Origin of the sequence: Paraburkholderia sp. Clong3 (genome assembly GCF_050436485.1) — a bacterium.
Taxonomy (GTDB): domain Bacteria; phylum Pseudomonadota; class Gammaproteobacteria; order Burkholderiales; family Burkholderiaceae; genus Paraburkholderia; species Paraburkholderia tuberum.
Map to the genome: position 1 here is coordinate 2169130 of NZ_JBNDMH010000003.1, position 15871 is coordinate 2185000.

The 15871-nt window shown below is 63.7% G+C and carries 14 protein-coding genes; 12 read left to right on the plus strand and 2 right to left on the minus strand.

The genetic code is table 11. The annotated features are described in order from the left end of the window. The first annotated feature begins 32 nt into the window (after positions 1 to 32). The 12 genes from OKW30_RS33335 to OKW30_RS33390 all read left to right on the plus strand — a co-directional run bounded on the left by OKW30_RS33335 (position 33) and on the right by OKW30_RS33390 (position 14111). Positions 33 to 842 carry a sugar phosphate isomerase/epimerase family protein gene (locus tag OKW30_RS33335; protein WP_429290791.1) on the plus strand — a complete coding sequence of 270 codons (810 nt, stop codon included), beginning with the start codon at positions 33 to 35 and terminating at the stop codon, positions 840 to 842. A gap of 36 nt (positions 843 to 878) precedes the next feature. After that, the gene (locus tag OKW30_RS33340) at positions 879 to 1670 is read left to right on the plus strand and encodes an IclR family transcriptional regulator (protein WP_184062670.1); all 792 of its coding nucleotides are present in this window, start codon (positions 879 to 881) and stop codon (positions 1668 to 1670) included. A 91-nt stretch (positions 1671 to 1761) separates the two neighbouring features. Beyond that, on the plus strand, positions 1762 to 2760 hold the full coding sequence (locus tag OKW30_RS33345) for an aldo/keto reductase (protein ID WP_429348728.1): 999 nt from the start codon (positions 1762 to 1764) through the stop codon (positions 2758 to 2760). A gap of 574 nt (positions 2761 to 3334) precedes the next feature. Continuing rightward, positions 3335 to 4210, plus strand: coding sequence for a tyrosine-type recombinase/integrase (locus OKW30_RS33350; protein ID WP_184062687.1), 876 nt, complete (start codon positions 3335 to 3337; stop codon positions 4208 to 4210). 23 nt (positions 4211 to 4233) lie between these two features. Continuing rightward, positions 4234 to 5403 carry an IS91 family transposase gene (locus OKW30_RS33355; RefSeq protein ID WP_429345668.1) on the plus strand — a complete coding sequence of 390 codons (1170 nt, stop codon included), beginning with the start codon at positions 4234 to 4236 and terminating at the stop codon, positions 5401 to 5403. A 518-nt stretch (positions 5404 to 5921) separates the two neighbouring features. Then, on the plus strand, positions 5922 to 7490 hold the full coding sequence (locus tag OKW30_RS33360) for a tetratricopeptide repeat protein (RefSeq protein WP_187630461.1): 1569 nt from the start codon (positions 5922 to 5924) through the stop codon (positions 7488 to 7490). 469 nt (positions 7491 to 7959) lie between these two features. After that, on the plus strand, positions 7960 to 8835 hold the full coding sequence (locus OKW30_RS33365) for a tyrosine-type recombinase/integrase (protein WP_184062687.1): 876 nt from the start codon (positions 7960 to 7962) through the stop codon (positions 8833 to 8835). A gap of 23 nt (positions 8836 to 8858) precedes the next feature. Then, positions 8859 to 10028: an IS91 family transposase gene (locus OKW30_RS33370; protein ID WP_429348729.1), complete on the plus strand. Its 1170-nt coding sequence runs from the start codon at positions 8859 to 8861 to the stop codon at positions 10026 to 10028. Between the two features lie 547 nt (positions 10029 to 10575). After that, the gene (locus OKW30_RS33375) at positions 10576 to 10893 is read left to right on the plus strand and encodes a hypothetical protein (RefSeq protein WP_429348730.1); all 318 of its coding nucleotides are present in this window, start codon (positions 10576 to 10578) and stop codon (positions 10891 to 10893) included. Positions 10894 to 11017: 124 nt separating this feature from the next. Next, complete coding sequence (locus tag OKW30_RS33380; protein ID WP_429348731.1) at positions 11018 to 11860, plus strand: PadR family transcriptional regulator; 843 nt, start codon at positions 11018 to 11020, stop codon at positions 11858 to 11860. A 64-nt stretch (positions 11861 to 11924) separates the two neighbouring features. Continuing rightward, positions 11925 to 12761, plus strand: a complete 837-nt coding sequence (locus tag OKW30_RS33385; RefSeq protein ID WP_184062695.1) for a siderophore-interacting protein — start codon at positions 11925 to 11927, stop codon at positions 12759 to 12761. A gap of 66 nt (positions 12762 to 12827) precedes the next feature. After that, positions 12828 to 14111, plus strand: coding sequence for an MFS transporter (locus tag OKW30_RS33390; RefSeq protein ID WP_429348732.1), 1284 nt, complete (start codon positions 12828 to 12830; stop codon positions 14109 to 14111). Between the two features lie 48 nt (positions 14112 to 14159). Here the strand turns inward: OKW30_RS33390 and OKW30_RS33395 are convergent, their stop codons facing one another. Together OKW30_RS33395 and OKW30_RS33400 are read right to left on the minus strand one after the other, a co-directional pair. Continuing rightward, positions 14160 to 15254 (minus strand): AI-2E family transporter, encoded by a 1095-nt coding sequence (locus tag OKW30_RS33395; RefSeq protein WP_184062697.1) that lies wholly within the window; start codon positions 15252 to 15254, stop codon positions 14160 to 14162. 264 nt (positions 15255 to 15518) lie between these two features. Beyond that, positions 15519 to 15701: a CsbD family protein gene (locus OKW30_RS33400; RefSeq protein ID WP_018425391.1), complete on the minus strand. Its 183-nt coding sequence runs from the start codon at positions 15699 to 15701 to the stop codon at positions 15519 to 15521. Positions 15702 to 15871 lie beyond the last annotated feature (170 nt).

The window sequence follows — 15871 nt, forward strand, 5'->3', positions numbered from 1 at the left end:
CGAGCCATTTTCTATGTTACGGACGTGTTCCGATGCATGAACTGTCGTTGCATCATCTGACCATCCTTGACGCGCATCCGCTGCAACTCGTCGATGCGGCCGCCGCTGCGGGATTTGAGTTTTGCGGCTTGCGGCTGGTCGCGCCCACCGCCGCCGATGCGATCGTGGATGTTGCGAACCATCCCGCACTCATCCGCGAGTTACGCGCGCGACTCCACGCAACCGGCGTCAGGCTGCTGGACATCGAGGCCATCTGGCTGAGTCCGCAGACGGATGTCGCGTCACTACTGCCTGCACTCGAAGCGGGTCGTATGCTCGGTGCGCGGCACGTGCTCTGCGTCGGCAACGACACCGAACGCGCTCGCCTGCGGGACAACTTCGGCCGCCTGTGCGAAGCGGCCGACGGCTTTGACCTTTCGGTCGGGCTCGAAGCGATCACATACTGCGCGGTGGGGACGCCCGCCGACGCGCTCGAGGTCGTGCGAGACAGCGGACAGCCGAACGCGCGAATACTCATTGACGCACTGCAGTACTTCCGTGCGGGCGCGACGTGCGAGCAGATCGATGCAATCGACCCGGCGCTGATCGAATACATCCAGATTTGCGATGCACCGAGCGCCGCACCGCAGTCCCTCGAAGCACGGCGACAAGAAGCGAGGACGGCCCGGCTGCTGCCCGGCGATGGTGAATTGCCGCTGCGCGAACTGCTGTCGAGACTGCGGTCCGATCTTCCACTCGCCGTCGAGGCGCCGACGCTCCCGCTGCGTGGCCTGCCGTTCGAAGAACAGGCGAGACGCATCCATGCACGCATGCGGACGTTTCTCGCTGGTCCAGTGTCCTGATGCTAGTATGTTTCCATATGTAAACAGGAGCCGGATATGCTGTTGGAAGACGAATCGAATGCAGTGGTCAAATCGGCGGATCGCGTGCTCGACGTGATCGAGTTGCTCGCGAGATGGGGACGCGAGATGTCCCATACGGAAATCGCGGAAGCGCTGGATATACCGAAGAGTTCGCTGACCAAGCTGCTCAAGAATCTTACGGCTCGTGGTTTTGTCGAATTCGTCCCTGTCACCAAGGGTTATCGCCTCGGCGAAGCGCTAATCCGGCTTTCGCAGCAATCCACGCATAGCCGCTCGCTCGTCAGCTGCGCGCAGCCGGTGCTGGCAGAGATCACACAGCAGACGCTGGAGTCGTGCGCGCTCAATCAGATCAAAGGCGATCAGGTGGAAGTCGTTGCGACAGTGACCAGCCCGCAACGGTTGGTATCGCATCTGCGACTCGGCGATCTTGCACCGCTGTATGCAGTGTCGGGTGGAAAGGTGATTCTCGCGTTTCTTCCGGATCAGATGCGTAGCGAGTACATCAAGACCGTGAAGATGCAAGCCATCACGCCGAAGACGATCACATCAAAGAAGGCGCTGCTTGCACAGATCGAAACCATCCGACATACCGGGGTCGCCTATTCGATGGACGAATACACGCCGGGCATCGTCGGCATCGGCGTGCCAGTGTTGTCATCGTCGGGCTTTCCGCTCGGCTCGCTGAACGTCGCGATTCCGTCGGTGCGCTATTCGGAACGTGTCGGCGCGCGGGCCGTCGCCGTTCTCCAGGCCTCCGCGGAGCGCGTGCGCCGCGATTACATCGCCGCAAACGAACATACCAGGTAAGCCTACTGACACATTTTCGGGGGCTCGTCTTTGTGGTCGCCACAAAATCGTTGGCGATTGTCACAACTGTTTATCAGGGATACCGAATTTAATGACCGCGCGAATTTCAGAGCCGAATGGAACTGTTCAGTTTCCCCGGGTGGGAGTCGGAGCCGGCAGCCTCGCAAACGCGGCGGGCGAGCAGGCGTTCTTCAACATGATTCATGCCGCATGGGCGAGTGGCGTTCGATATTTTGATACCTCGGCAGCTTATCTTGGCGGTGTAAGCGAGCAACGGCTTGGCGCGGCGCTGGCAGCGTATCCGCGAGACGAGTTGTACGTATCGACCAAGCTCGGCAGGTACTTGAGCCAGCCTGGCGCAAGCTCCTTGCCAGGTGGTAGCAACTTTGACCTGGACTACACGTACGATACGACGCTCCGATCGGTCGAGCGCAGCCTGTCGCGACTCAATGTCGATCGTCTCGGTGCAGTTTTTATTCACGATCTGGATCCCGGTTTTGCCCGGACGGCGTATCGCGAGGAACTCAAAACGGCCGTCGAAGGTGCGTTTCCCGCGTTACAGCGCCTAAAGGATGAAAAAGTGGTCGGCGCGATAGGCGTCGCCAGTATGGACTGGCAGGCCTGCCTGGACTTCGCCGAACTGGCCGACGTAGATGTCGTCATGCCGGCGGGAGAGTACTCGTTGCTTCGCACGCGCAGCACCGCATTGCTGGATCACTGCGTCGAGAAAGGCATTGCCTGGATCGCGGCGTCGCCATTCAACTCGGGCATTCTCGCGACCGGTTCGCGTCCCGACGCCTTCTACAACATGCGGCCCGCGACGCGGCTAGCCCTGTTGCAGACGGAAGGACTCGAACGCATTTGCCGGCGCCATCACGTATCGCTGGCTACCGCTGCCCTGCTTTTTCCTCTGCGACATTCTGCGGTCAGCACGATCGTTTTCGGGGCAAAGACCGCCGATGAATTCAAGCAGTCCTTCGCCCGTCTCTCTGAAAATCTTTCGGATCAGTTTTGGCAGGAGATGGACGCATTCCTGATCGAGACGAAGGATTGGGAAGGACGATTAAGCGGAGGTTGCGAGGGAGCTTAATCGCTTCCATTCGAGAAGGACACCGGTCAAGACGCTGTTTGCCGCAGCCCCGTCGACGGCGGCGCTCGCCAACCTGAGGCGGTGACTTTACGGCCTCTTCGGTCTCATGTTCGAGGCTCCGTAGCGGGCCTCTTCGCAGTCGCTACTTTCTCATTTCGGTTCCCCCCGACTGAACAACACGCGCTGGAATGTCTCCTTGCAGATGGCATCCCGACGTTAGGACGAGTCCCCCTGCGGCAAGGTGAACGGCTGGAAATGGCCGGAAGTACGCATTGACCCAGCCTGCAGGAAAACTGCCGATGACGACTCCAATGCCCCCTCTGGAGAGAGTTCGCTGAACTGGCGCAATCGGCCATAAGCAGCCGCCGGAACCCAACCTGCGACCGTCCGTTCCCCATTCAACATACGACAGCCACTGGGGTTGACCTGTCTTGCGTAGCAATCGGAAAGGACTAAACCGCTCGCGCGGTAGGGGGCTGCGGCCCGTCTCTGGCGGCGAATGGGAGGCCAGTGGCGCCGGCGCTTATGTTGGTGGTTGAGGCAATCCGCCTCGTCCTCCAGCAGGAGCCCCATCATGACCTCCTCCGATCCGGGCATCAGCCCGCTGCGCCGCCGTATGCTTGAGGACTTGCGCATGCGCAAGTTCGCACCCAAGACCCAGGCCGCCTACCTACGTGCCGTACGTCAGTTCGCCCGATACCTCGGGCGTTTACCCGATACCGCCACTGTCGAGGACCTCCGGGACTACCAGCTGCATCTGGTCGATCACGGCGCGTCGCCGGTGTCGCTGAACGCCGCGATCAGCGGTCTGAAGTTCTTCTTCGAAGTCACGCTCGGCCGGCCTGAGCTGATGGCGCGGATGCAGCCGGTACGCGTGCCTCGCACGCTCCCGGTTGTGCTCAGCCCCGAGGAGGTGCGCCGGCTCATCGCGGCAGCCGGAAACCTCAAGCATCAGACCGCGCTGTCGGTCGCCTATGGCGCCGGGCTGCGTGCGAGCGAAGTGGTCGCCCTCAGGGTCAGCGACATCGACAGCCAGCGCATGACCCTGCGCATCGAGCAGGGCAAGGGCCGCCGTGACCGCTACGCGATGCTCTCGCCGGTCCTGCTCGAACGTCTGCGCGTCTGGTGGCGCGTTGCCCGTGCCCAGGGCTGCATGCTCGATGGCGGGTGGCTCTTTCCGGGCCTCGATCCGATCGACCCGCTCAGCACGCGGCAACTGACCCGCGCCATCCATGCGGCCGCCGAGACCGCAAACATCGACAAGCGCGTATCCATGCACACGCTGAGGCATTCCTTTGCCACGCACCTGCTGGAACAGAAGGAGGATATCCGCGTGATCCAGGTGCTCCTTGGACACAGGCAGATCGAGACCACCACGCTCTATACCCAGGTTGCCACTGACCTCCTGCGCAAGGTGGTCAGTCCGCTGGACCGCCTGCCCGCCGGCTAGCCCGGCCGCACGCGGAGCACCCCGTGCTGGAGGTCGCGGATATCTTCCGCGCCTGCGGGCCGGCGTGGCGGCGCACGGTAGCGCTGAGCCTGGGGCAGCTGAAGGTCATGTCGGCCATCGAACAGTGCCGCAGTGCGGCACTCGGGGGGCATGTGCTGCGCTGCGCCGGCTGCGACCGCATCGAGGTTGCCTACAACTCCTGCCGCAACCGTCATTGCCCCAAGTGCCAGGGCAGTGCTGCGCATCGCTGGCTCCAGGCACGCCAGGCCGATCTGCTTCCGGTCGGGTACTACCATGTCGTCTTCACGCTGCCCGCGCCCATCAGTGCCATCGCCTGGTACAACAAGGCCGTCATCTACGGGCTGCTGTTCGATATCGCCGCCGAAACGCTACGCACCATTGCCGCTGATCCGAAGCACCTCGGCGCCCAGATCGGCGCGACGCTCGTGCTGCACACCTGGGGCTCGGCACTCACGCATCATCCGCACGTACACGGTATCGTCCCCGGTGGTGGGCTGTCGCCCGATGGTCAGCGGTGGATCGGATGCCGGCCCGGCTTCTTCCTGCCGGTACGTGTGCTATCGCGCCTGTTCCGCAGGCGCTTGCTCGAAGCGCTCACGGACGCGCACCGGCACGGCCACCTGCAGTTCTTCGGCCAGTACGCTGAACTTGCCGACCCAGCTGTCTTTGACGTGTGGCTTGCGCCGCTGCGTGCCTGCGAATGGGTCGTCTACGCAAAGCGTCCCTTTGCAGGACCCGAAGCAGTGCTCGCGTACCTGTCGCGCTATACGCACCGCGTCGCGATCTCCAGCCAGCGCCTGCTTGCATTCGATGAACGCGGCGTGACCTTCCGCTGGAAGGACTACCGTGCGAAGGGGCACACCCGCTACAAGACCATGACCCTCGAAGCCGGCGAGTTCATGCGCCGCTTCCTGCTCCATGTGCTGCCCGGTGGCTTCCATCGTATCCGTCACTACGGACTGCTCGCCAACCCGGTGCGCCGCGCCAGTCTCGCGAAGGTCCGCGAACTGCTGCACGTCGCGACCGACGTCAACACATCAGCTCACGAAACCGTCATCGAAACGCGCCCCGCCTTCATCTGCCGGCACTGCGGCGCGCCGATGATCGTCATCGATATCCTTGCGCGCATTGCACCGATCCGCGCACCACCCACGCGCCGGGGCGAGATATGAGCGCCACTGTTCCAGGACGAACAACCCGACCCTCGGCTTTGCGGCAACGCGGCCCACGAGCAGACCTTTGCGTCTGTCGCTTCGCACAGGCCCTTGCACGTCCGTTCCGCCATCACGATGGCGCCACTGCACCGCTTCGGCACAACCTCAGCCCTCAACCGGCCTCCCGCCTGACCACGCATCCCGCAACACCGCTCGCCATCCCGGGCAATCAATCGCCATAGCCCCGAAGACTCCATTGCATCAGAGCACTCCGCGGTTTCCTCCCTTCAGGTTTATTCAACGCCTGCCCGCACGCGCCGGCGCGCACCCCGAGTCCACGGACATGGGCAGGCATCGAACAAACCTCAAGAAAGGAGGACTGCAGGGCTCCGCGTCGCCGGAATCGTCGCTATTTCCATACGCAGAGAACCGACGGCTGCCATTGCTTCGATCTGGAGGCCCGCGTTACGCGACGCCGTACAATGAGGCGTTTCCCACCCGTCGACAGATCGCATTCTGCGCCGCCCTACATCGCCATGAATCACGACACTGAACACGCTCTCGCTGCCGCGCAAAAGAACCTCATGGCCGGTCAATTCGACGATGCAACACGTCTGCTGAGCGGTATTCTGGCAAGCGTCCCCGACCACGGTGAAGCTCTTGCGGGCCTCGGTTACATCGCGGCCAAACAGGGCGATCATGCACGCGCAGCGGCGTATCTGATACAGGCATCGGCGCACATGTCCATGTCGGCGGAACACCTGAATTTCGCCGCGCAGGTGTGTCAGTTGGCGCAACGTCACGATGATGCGATAGCGCTGTTCGAGCGCTGCCTGGCCCAGTTTCCAAACCATGCCGCTTCATTGCATGGCGTCGCAATGTCGCTGATACAGCTTGGCGAACCGCAGCGTGCACTCGAAATCCTGGTGCATCTGTGCAAAATCCAGGCACATTCAGCCGAAGCGCATTACAACCGGGGCGCGCTGCTCGGCAAGTTGGAGCGCTATGAGGACGAACTGGATGCCTACCGGCAGGCGATCGCGCTCAAGCCGCGTTTCGTGCGCGCATACGTCAATCTCGGTGTCGCGTTGCGAGATCTGCGACGCTTTGATGAGGCGTTGCTTCAATTCAAGAAGGCGCTTTCGCTCGATCCGAACGACGTCGGCGCCCGCACCAATCGGGCTCAGACGAATTTGCTGCTCGGCGAATTCGAACACGGCTGGCGCGAATATGAATGGCGTTGGCGCGATGGCACCGATAGCCACGGTTTTCCGCAGAACACCCTATGGACCGGCACCCAACCGATACGTGACAAGACAATACTCGTTCATCACGAGCAGGGGTTCGGCGACACGCTGCAATTCGTGCGTTTCGTGGATCGACTCAGTGCAGTTGGAGCTCGGGTCGTGTTGCGTGTTCAGGATGCACTGCTGCCGCTTCTCAAGAATTATCAGGGTGCGGCCGAAGTCATCGGCGAGACAGGACAGGTGCCGCATTTCGATTATCACGTTCCGACCCTGAGTCTACCGTTTGCGCTCAAGGTTCGTGCACCCGATCTCGCGGTGACCGGTCCATATATTCACGCAGACGACGCGCTTGTACGTCAATGGGACGATCTTTTTGCAGGCTCTGCTCGACGGCCGAGAGTTGGGATCGTATGGTCGGGAAGCCTGACGCATGTAAATGACTGCAACCGGTCTATGTCGCTCAAGCAACTGAAGCCGTTGTTAGATGCCGACGCGGACTTCTTCGCGCTGCAACAGGATGTACGCGACAGTGATCGTACGTGCCTCGCGCAGCTTGAGCAGCGCGCGGTGCTGCGTGATGTTTCCACGCGGCTCACTACGTTCGCTGAGACGGCTGCGCTGATCGCTCGCCTCGACCTCGTCATCAGCGTCGACACGGCTGTAGCGCATCTGTCGGGGGCGCTCGGCAAGCCCGTATGGATTGCTTTGCCGTTCATGCCGGACTGGAGATGGCAACTCGACAGAAGCGATAGTCCATGGTACGCACAGGCGCACTTGTTTCGACAAACGACGCGAGGTGATTGGACTGGCGTAGTGGCTGCGCTTCGCGCAGAGCTCGACGCATTGCGGGGTGCCTGAACGACGCCCTACGTACAGCGAGCGCCCACTCATGTGCTCGCGGGGGTTTGAGCCGCAAATGTGATCGTGTCATCTCCGTCGGGTCGATTAACCGCTTTGAGCGAGCAAAGCGCGTCGAATGGACGGGTGAAGACACCGGGAAACATTGTCCGTCGTGTCGAGTGTCCAATTGCAGCTCTCTTACGGACATTCGCTATGGTGACTCGACAGGCGGCTCAGGGTCGGAAGTGTGAATTCGCTGATGCAGGAAGCTGCCGTCGGGTTGCTCGATGCCGCCACCGTCAGCAATCCGCGATATTGCTGACGCACGACCCAGAGCGCCCCAACGTCGGCAATGGCCGATGGGACTAAACCGCTCGCGCGGTAGGGGGCTGCGGCCCGTCTCTGGCGGCGAATGGGAGGCCAGTGGCGCCCGCGCTTATGTTGGTGGTTGAGGCAATCCGCCTCGTCCTCCAGCAGGAGCCCCATCATGACCTCCTCCGATCCGGGCATCAGCCCGCTGCGCCGCCGTATGCTTGAGGACTTGCGCATGCGCAAGTTCGCACCCAAGACCCAGGCCGCCTACCTACGTGCCGTACGTCAGTTCGCCCGATACCTCGGGCGTTTACCCGATACCGCCACTGTCGAGGACCTCCGGGACTACCAGCTGCATCTGGTCGATCACGGCGCGTCGCCGGTGTCGCTGAACGCCGCGATCAGCGGTCTGAAGTTCTTCTTCGAAGTCACGCTCGGCCGGCCTGAGCTGATGGCGCGGATGCAGCCGGTACGCGTGCCTCGCACGCTCCCGGTTGTGCTCAGCCCCGAGGAGGTGCGCCGGCTCATCGCGGCAGCCGGAAACCTCAAGCATCAGACCGCGCTGTCGGTCGCCTATGGCGCCGGGCTGCGTGCGAGCGAAGTGGTCGCCCTCAGGGTCAGCGACATCGACAGCCAGCGCATGACCCTGCGCATCGAGCAGGGCAAGGGCCGCCGTGACCGCTACGCGATGCTCTCGCCGGTCCTGCTCGAACGTCTGCGCGTCTGGTGGCGCGTTGCCCGTGCCCAGGGCTGCATGCTCGATGGCGGGTGGCTCTTTCCGGGCCTCGATCCGATCGACCCGCTCAGCACGCGGCAACTGACCCGCGCCATCCATGCGGCCGCCGAGACCGCAAACATCGACAAGCGCGTATCCATGCACACGCTGAGGCATTCCTTTGCCACGCACCTGCTGGAACAGAAGGAGGATATCCGCGTGATCCAGGTGCTCCTTGGACACAGGCAGATCGAGACCACCACGCTCTATACCCAGGTTGCCACTGACCTCCTGCGCAAGGTGGTCAGTCCGCTGGACCGCCTGCCCGCCGGCTAGCCCGGCCGCACGCGGAGCACCCCGTGCTGGAGGTCGCGGATATCTTCCGCGCCTGCGGGCCGGCGTGGCGGCGCACGGTAGCGCTGAGCCTGGGGCAGCTGAAGGTCATGTCGGCCATCGAACAGTGCCGCAGTGCGGCACTCGGGGGGCATGTGCTGCGCTGCGCCGGCTGCGACCGCATCGAGGTTGCCTACAACTCCTGCCGCAACCGTCATTGCCCCAAGTGCCAGGGCAGTGCTGCGCATCGCTGGCTCCAGGCACGCCAGGCCGATCTGCTTCCGGTCGGGTACTACCATGTCGTCTTCACGCTGCCCGCGCCCATCAGTGCCATCGCCTGGTACAACAAGGCCGTCATCTACGGGCTGCTGTTCGATATCGCCGCCGAAACGCTACGCACCATTGCCGCTGATCCGAAGCACCTCGGCGCCCAGATCGGCGCGACGCTCGTGCTGCACACCTGGGGCTCGGCACTCACGCATCATCCGCACGTACACGGTATCGTCCCCGGTGGTGGGCTGTCGCCCGATGGTCAGCGGTGGATCGGATGCCGGCCCGGCTTCTTCCTGCCGGTACGTGTGCTATCGCGCCTGTTCCGCAGGCGCTTGCTCGAAGCGCTCACGGACGCGCACCGGCACGGCCACCTGCAGTTCTTCGGCCAGTACGCTGAACTTGCCGACCCAGCTGTCTTTGACGTGTGGCTTGCGCCGCTGCGTGCCTGCGAATGGGTCGTCTACGCAAAGCGTCCCTTTGCAGGACCCGGAGCAGTGCTCGCGTACCTGTCGCGCTATACGCACCGCGTCGCGATCTCCAGCCAGCGCCTGCTTGCATTCGATGAACGCGGCGTGACCTTCCGCTGGAAGGACTACCGTGCGAAGGGGCACACCCGCTACAAGACCATGACCCTCGAAGCCGGCGAGTTCATGCGCCGCTTCCTGCTCCATGTGCTGCCCGGTGGCTTCCATCGTATCCGTCACTACGGACTGCTCGCCAACCCGGTGCGCCGCGCCAGTCTCGCGAAGGTCCGCGAACTGCTGCACGTCGCGACCGACGTCAACACATCAGCTCACGAAACCGTCATCGAAACGCGCCCCGCCTTCATCTGCCGGCACTGCGGCGCGCCGATGATCGTCATCGATATCCTTGCGCGCATTGCACCGATCCGCGCACCACCCACGCGCCGGGGCGAGATATGAGCGCCACTGTTCCAGGACGAACAACCCGACCCTCGGCTTTGCGGCAACGCGGCCCACGAGCAGACCTTTGCGTCTGTCGCTTCGCACAGGCCCTTGCACGTCCGTTCCGCCATCACGATGGCGCCACTGCACCGCTTCGGCACAACCTCAGCCCTCAACCGGCCTCCCGCCTGACCACGCATCCCGCAACACCGCTCGCCATCCCGGGCAATCAATCGCCATAGCCCCGAAGACTCCATTGCATCAGAGCACTCCGCGGTTTCCTCCCTTCAGGTTTATTCAACGCCTGCCCGCACGCGCCGGCGCGCACCCCGAGTCCACGGACATGGGCAGGCATCGAACAAACCTCAAGACATTGCGCCACTCGAAACTGCCCGCGAATGTCGCCCGATTCCGGCGATGGGCTGGTCACGAGCCTGGCCCGCACCTCCTTCCCGCCTTAAGAAGGCCACCGGCATGAAAGCGCATCGAAACATTCGTGGAGCGCCGCCTCCGGCGGGACGAATGCGCACCCTCATAGTCAGCCATACCATCTCCGAGCGCCAGCATGCATTCCGTGGCGGAGCTGGTGTGGAATGAGGATCTGGCGCTGCCGCGGATCAATGTCGACGAGGCTGACCAGTGGACGTTGCGCGTCTTCGGCAAGGGCGGCAATCTCCGCATGAGCAAGAGTCGGAAAGTCAAGAGTCGAAGACGTCTGCTTGATCCGAGGCACGGGATCACTTCAATCCATCCCTATTTAAGCGATCGAAAAATAGCCATTGCTTCCGCCCTACTTTCAGGCGTTCCAACCCTGCTAACCCCGGCAGAAAATGCTGCATTGCAATGCGCTTTTTGGACTTGCTGCAGACTTTGTTGTCTCTGAAAGCGGGGTTTTCGTATGCCGCAGACTTTGTTGTGCGCCGATACCACCGCAAAAAAAGTTTGACAGACAATCTTTAGATATATATCTTAAGATGCATCTTACGACACTCATAGGAGAGTCCCAGATGCGTCATCCACATCATTTTTCCGGTCCGCGCGGCGCGCGCGACCGTTTTCATCCCGGTTTCCGCCTTCCGTCGCCGCAGGCGAGCGAAGTCGCCGACCTGGGCGCCTCCGAAGCATGCGCTTCCTCCGGCGCCCGCCACCACTACCAGCTGCACGTTTTGGGTCACGCCTTTGGCCGCCATCACGAGTGGCGCTTCGGCGGCCGTGGCTCGCGCTTCGGCGGTGGTTTCGGCGGTCCGGGCGGATACGGTGGCGGCGGCCCCGGCGGCTTCGGCGGCGACGGCGATGGTTTCCCGCGTGGTCGCAAATTCAGCTCCGACGATCTGCAACTGCTGCTGCTATCGCTGATCGAAGCGCAGCCGAGTCACGGCTACGAGTTGATCAAGGCGCTCGAAACGCGCTCGAACGGCTTCTACAGCCCGAGCCCCGGCATGGTCTATCCAGCGCTGACCTATCTCGAAGAACTCGGCTACGTCACCGTGCAGCTCGAAGGCAACCGCAAGCGCTATGAGCTGGCGGATGCGGGCCGCGAATATCTGGCCGCGAACCGCGAGCGCGTCGAGCTGATGCTCGCGCGACTCTCGCATATCGCACGCAAGATGGATTCGGTGCGCCGCGCGTTTGCCGGCGAGGAGCCGGCCGACGTCAGCGAAGGCGGCTGGGTGCCCGAGCTGAATGAAGCGCGCCGCACGCTGAAGAACGCGCTGCTGCGCCGCGACAACGCGCCGGCCGACGAACAGCGCCGCATCGCGGCGATCCTGATGCGCGCGGCCAAAGAAATCGAAGGCGGCAACCGTGGCGACATCGCAAAGCCCTGCAACGACAGCGAGCCGACCGCCTGACAACGCGCGCCCGTCCATGAGGCGACCCGCGCGTCCTCCCGAACCGAACCGGAGCATCGCCCACATGCAAGAGCAACACACTCGCCCTGATCTCGCCGTGCATCGCGTACGGCATCCGTTGAAGTTTCGTCTGCTGCAGGTCAAGCAGGTGCGCGCGCTGACGCCGTACCTGATTCGCGTGACCTTCACCGGCGCCGATCTGCACGACTTCGTCTCAGCCTCGTTCGACGATCACATCAAGGTCTTCTTCCCCGACCCCGGCGCCGACAAACCTACGCTGCCGCAAGCCGGCCCCGACGGCCCGGTGTTCCCGGAAGGCAAGCGGCCGACCGCGCGCGATTTCACGCCGCGCCGTTTCGATCGCGACGCCCGCGAGCTCGACATCGAGTTCGCGATGCACGACGCGGGCCCCGCGGCGACGTGGGCCGCGCAGGCGCAGGCGGGCCAGTATCTGGGCGTCGGCGGCCCGCGCGGTTCGCTGGTGATTCCGACCGGCTTCGACTGGCATCTGCTGATCGGAGACGACACCGCGCTGCCCGCGATCGCGCGCCGTCTCGAAGAGTTGCCGGCCGGCACGCGCGTCGCCGCGGTGATCGAGGTCGCCGATCCGTCGGCGCGCATCGAGTTCACGACGCAGGCCGAGGTGCATCTGGTCTGGTGCTATCGCAACGAAGCCAACACGCAAAACGGCACGCGCGGCGAAGCGCTGTTGCACGCGGTGCGCGAGACCTGGCTGCCGGAGAACGGCGAAGGCTACGTGTGGGCCGCAGGCGAAGCGGCGACGATCCGCGCGGTGCGTCAGCATCTATGCGGCGAGCGCGGCGTCGACAAAACGCGGATTCGCGCGGCCAGCTACTGGAAACAGGGCGCGGTCGCGGTCCACGAAACGATCGACGACTGAGCTTCTGCTCGCGTGGCGCGCGGCATTAGCGGCGTACTTCGAACAACGACAAAAGGAAATCAACCGATGTACTCAATCACTGCACGGCACGAGCGTCGTTTGTTGTGGCTGCTCGCGCTCACGCAGTTCACGATCATCATGGACTTCATGGTGATGATGCCGCTCGGCCCGCAGATCATGAGCGCGTTCCAGATCGCGCCGGCCGCGTTCGCGACGGCCGTATCCGCGTATTCGTGGTGCTCGGGGCTGTCGGGCCTGTTCGCGGCGACCTATATCGACCGCTTCGACCGGCGCCGTCTGCTGCTCACCATTTACGCGCTGTTCGCGCTGTCGAACCTCGCGTGCGCGCTCGCGTCGAGCTTCGCGCTGCTGCTCGCCGCGCGCGCGTTCGCGGGCATCACCGGCGGCGTGCTCGGCTCCGTGATCATGGCGATCGTCGGCGACGTGATCCCGCTGCAACGGCGCGGCGCCGCGACCGGCACGATCATGACCGCGTTCTCGCTCGCGGCGATCGCCGGCGTGCCGGCCGGCGTGATGCTCGGCGCGCAGTTCGGCTGGGCGGCGCCGTTCTTCCTGCTGGTCGCGTTGTCGCTGCTGGTGTGGTTCGCGGCCTCGCAACAGGTGCCGTCGCTGGCCGCGCATCTGAGCCGCCGGCAGCCGCCGCTCGCGGAAGTATTGCCCGAGCTGTGGCGCCTGCTGAGCAACAGAAGCCATCTGAACGCGTTCGCGCTAACGTTCATGATGATGATCGCGCACATGCTGGTGATCCCGTTCATTGCGCCGATGCTGGTCGCCAATCACGGCGTCGCACCGCGACAGCTGTCGTGGCTGTACATGGCCGGCGGTGCGGCGACCTTCTTCACGTCGCGCCTCGTCGGCAGATTCGCCGACCGCTTCGGCACGCAGCGCGTGTTTCGCTGCGCGGCGCTGCTGTCGTTCGTGCCGGTGCTGTTCATCACGCATCTGCCGAACCTGCCGTTCTACGCGCTCGTGCTGTTCTTCCCGTGCTTCCTCGTGTTGATGAACGGCCGCATGGTGCCGATGCAGGCACTGCTGACCACGGTCCCCGAACCCGCGCGACGCGGTGCGTTCCTGAGCGCGAACAGCGCGCTGCAGGCGCTCGGCACCGGCACTGGCGCGTGGCTCGGCGGCTTGATGCTGAGCACGTCGGCTGATGGCCGCATCGCCGGGTATGGAACCGTCGGCTGGGCGGCGGTGGCGGTCGCATTCGCGGCGGTGCTGTGGATCTCGCGCGTGAAGGGCGTGCCGCGCGAAGTGGCGGCGGCCAGCGCCGCTGGCGCGACGATGCCTCGCGCCGGCATCGAAGCTCACATCGCTGGAGAAGGTTAGCGATGCCAGGCAGCGCGCGGTGTCGCTGCGCCGACTGCGCGCCGCGCGTTACGCCTCATCGTCGGTGCTGCCCGTCAGCGCGCGCCGCGCGGCCTCGCCCTGCCCGTGCGACGCCGAGTAAAACACGCGCGCCCGGCCGATCACGATTTTCAGCGTCGCGATGACGGGCACCGCGAGAAAAATCCCAGCGACGCCGCCAAGCTGATCGCCCGCGAGCAGTCCGACGATCACCAGAAACGGACTGACCTCGACGCCTTCGCTCATCAGATACGGATTGAGCACGTAGTCCTGGAACAGCCGGTACAGCCCGATAAAAATCACGAGCCACAACAGGTGCGGATAGCCACTGAACACGGCGACCACGAGCGTGATCGCGACCGCGGCAAGCGGCCCCGCGAACGGCACGAATTCGAGCAGCCCCGCGCTGACCGCGAGCAGAAACGCGTACGGCACGCCGAGCAGCGAGAACACGACGCCGTAGCTAAATAGCGTGGCGAGCGACAGAAACAGCAGCGCGCGCACGTACTTCGACAGCAGCACGTTCAGATCGTCGACGATCTCGTTCCACAGCACGCGATGCCGGCTGTTCAGCAACGCCAGAAACGCGTCGCGCATCCGTTCGCCGTCCTTGATCAGCAGGAAGCTCAGGATCGGAATCAGCACCAGGTAGATCAGGTTGCTCGCCGCGTGGACGACGCCGAGCCCGAGGCTGCGCGCCAACGGCACGGCGTTGTCCGAGCCGGTCTCGATCTGGCTGCGCACGAAATCGACGATCCGCTCGCGCAGCGGTTCGAGAAAATGCGGCAGCGGAAAACGGTTCGGCACATCGGTGCGCAGCAGCGCGGGCAGTTGCGTGAAGAGGCGCGTCGCCTGATCCTGCAATTCCACGCCGAACAGTGAGCCAACCACCGCGAGCAGCGCGACCACGACGACGAACACGACCGCGATCGACACGACGCGCGGCATGCGGCGCGGCCTCACGCGTTCGACCAGCACCACCATCGGGTAGATCAGATAGCTGAAAAACACCGCGAACACGACGACGAGCACCGTCGTCGACGCGATATAGATGAGGAAAAATAGCAGCGCGAGCAGAGACGCGGTCCAGACTTTCCTGGCCGCGCCGACGTCGAATCCCAGCATGAAGCGTCCTCGAATGGGCGATGCGGCGCCGGCGCGACGAGTGCGCCGGCTGACTCTGGACCGTAACAGAAATTTACACGTTCCGTGTGTCGAACGCCGCGCCGCGAGGGCGCGACGCGGCGAGGGCGCGACGCGGCGAGCACCGGCGGCGTGCGAGGCGCTACGCACGCGGTGCGTCATTGCACGGCTTGCGTGCGTGACTTGATGCGCCCGAAACCGGGGGGCAGGATAAATGAAGCTGCGGGTACGTGAAGTTTCGGCTCGCTAACTCTTCACACGCTCTCGTACCTCTTCGGTTTCTTCGCCGATTCTCGCCTGTATCCTGCCGGCTATTTTTTCGGCCGCTCCTTCGGCCTGTTTCGCGCGATTGCCGGTGACCTTGCCAATCGCTTCCTTGACCGAGCCCTTGAGCTCCTTCGCTGTACCTTCTACACGATTCCTGTCCATGGTGCCTTCCTGCCAGGTTTGACTGTGGAGTTGCCTGCTGGCGTTGCAACGAAACAGCCAACGTACGGCGCGACGCGCCTCGTTATGGCGCGGATCGCTTCGCCAGAGGCGATCCGCGTCGGAGCAACCTTAAAATTCCTAGCATCCGGCGTTCCCGATACCCAGTGCGC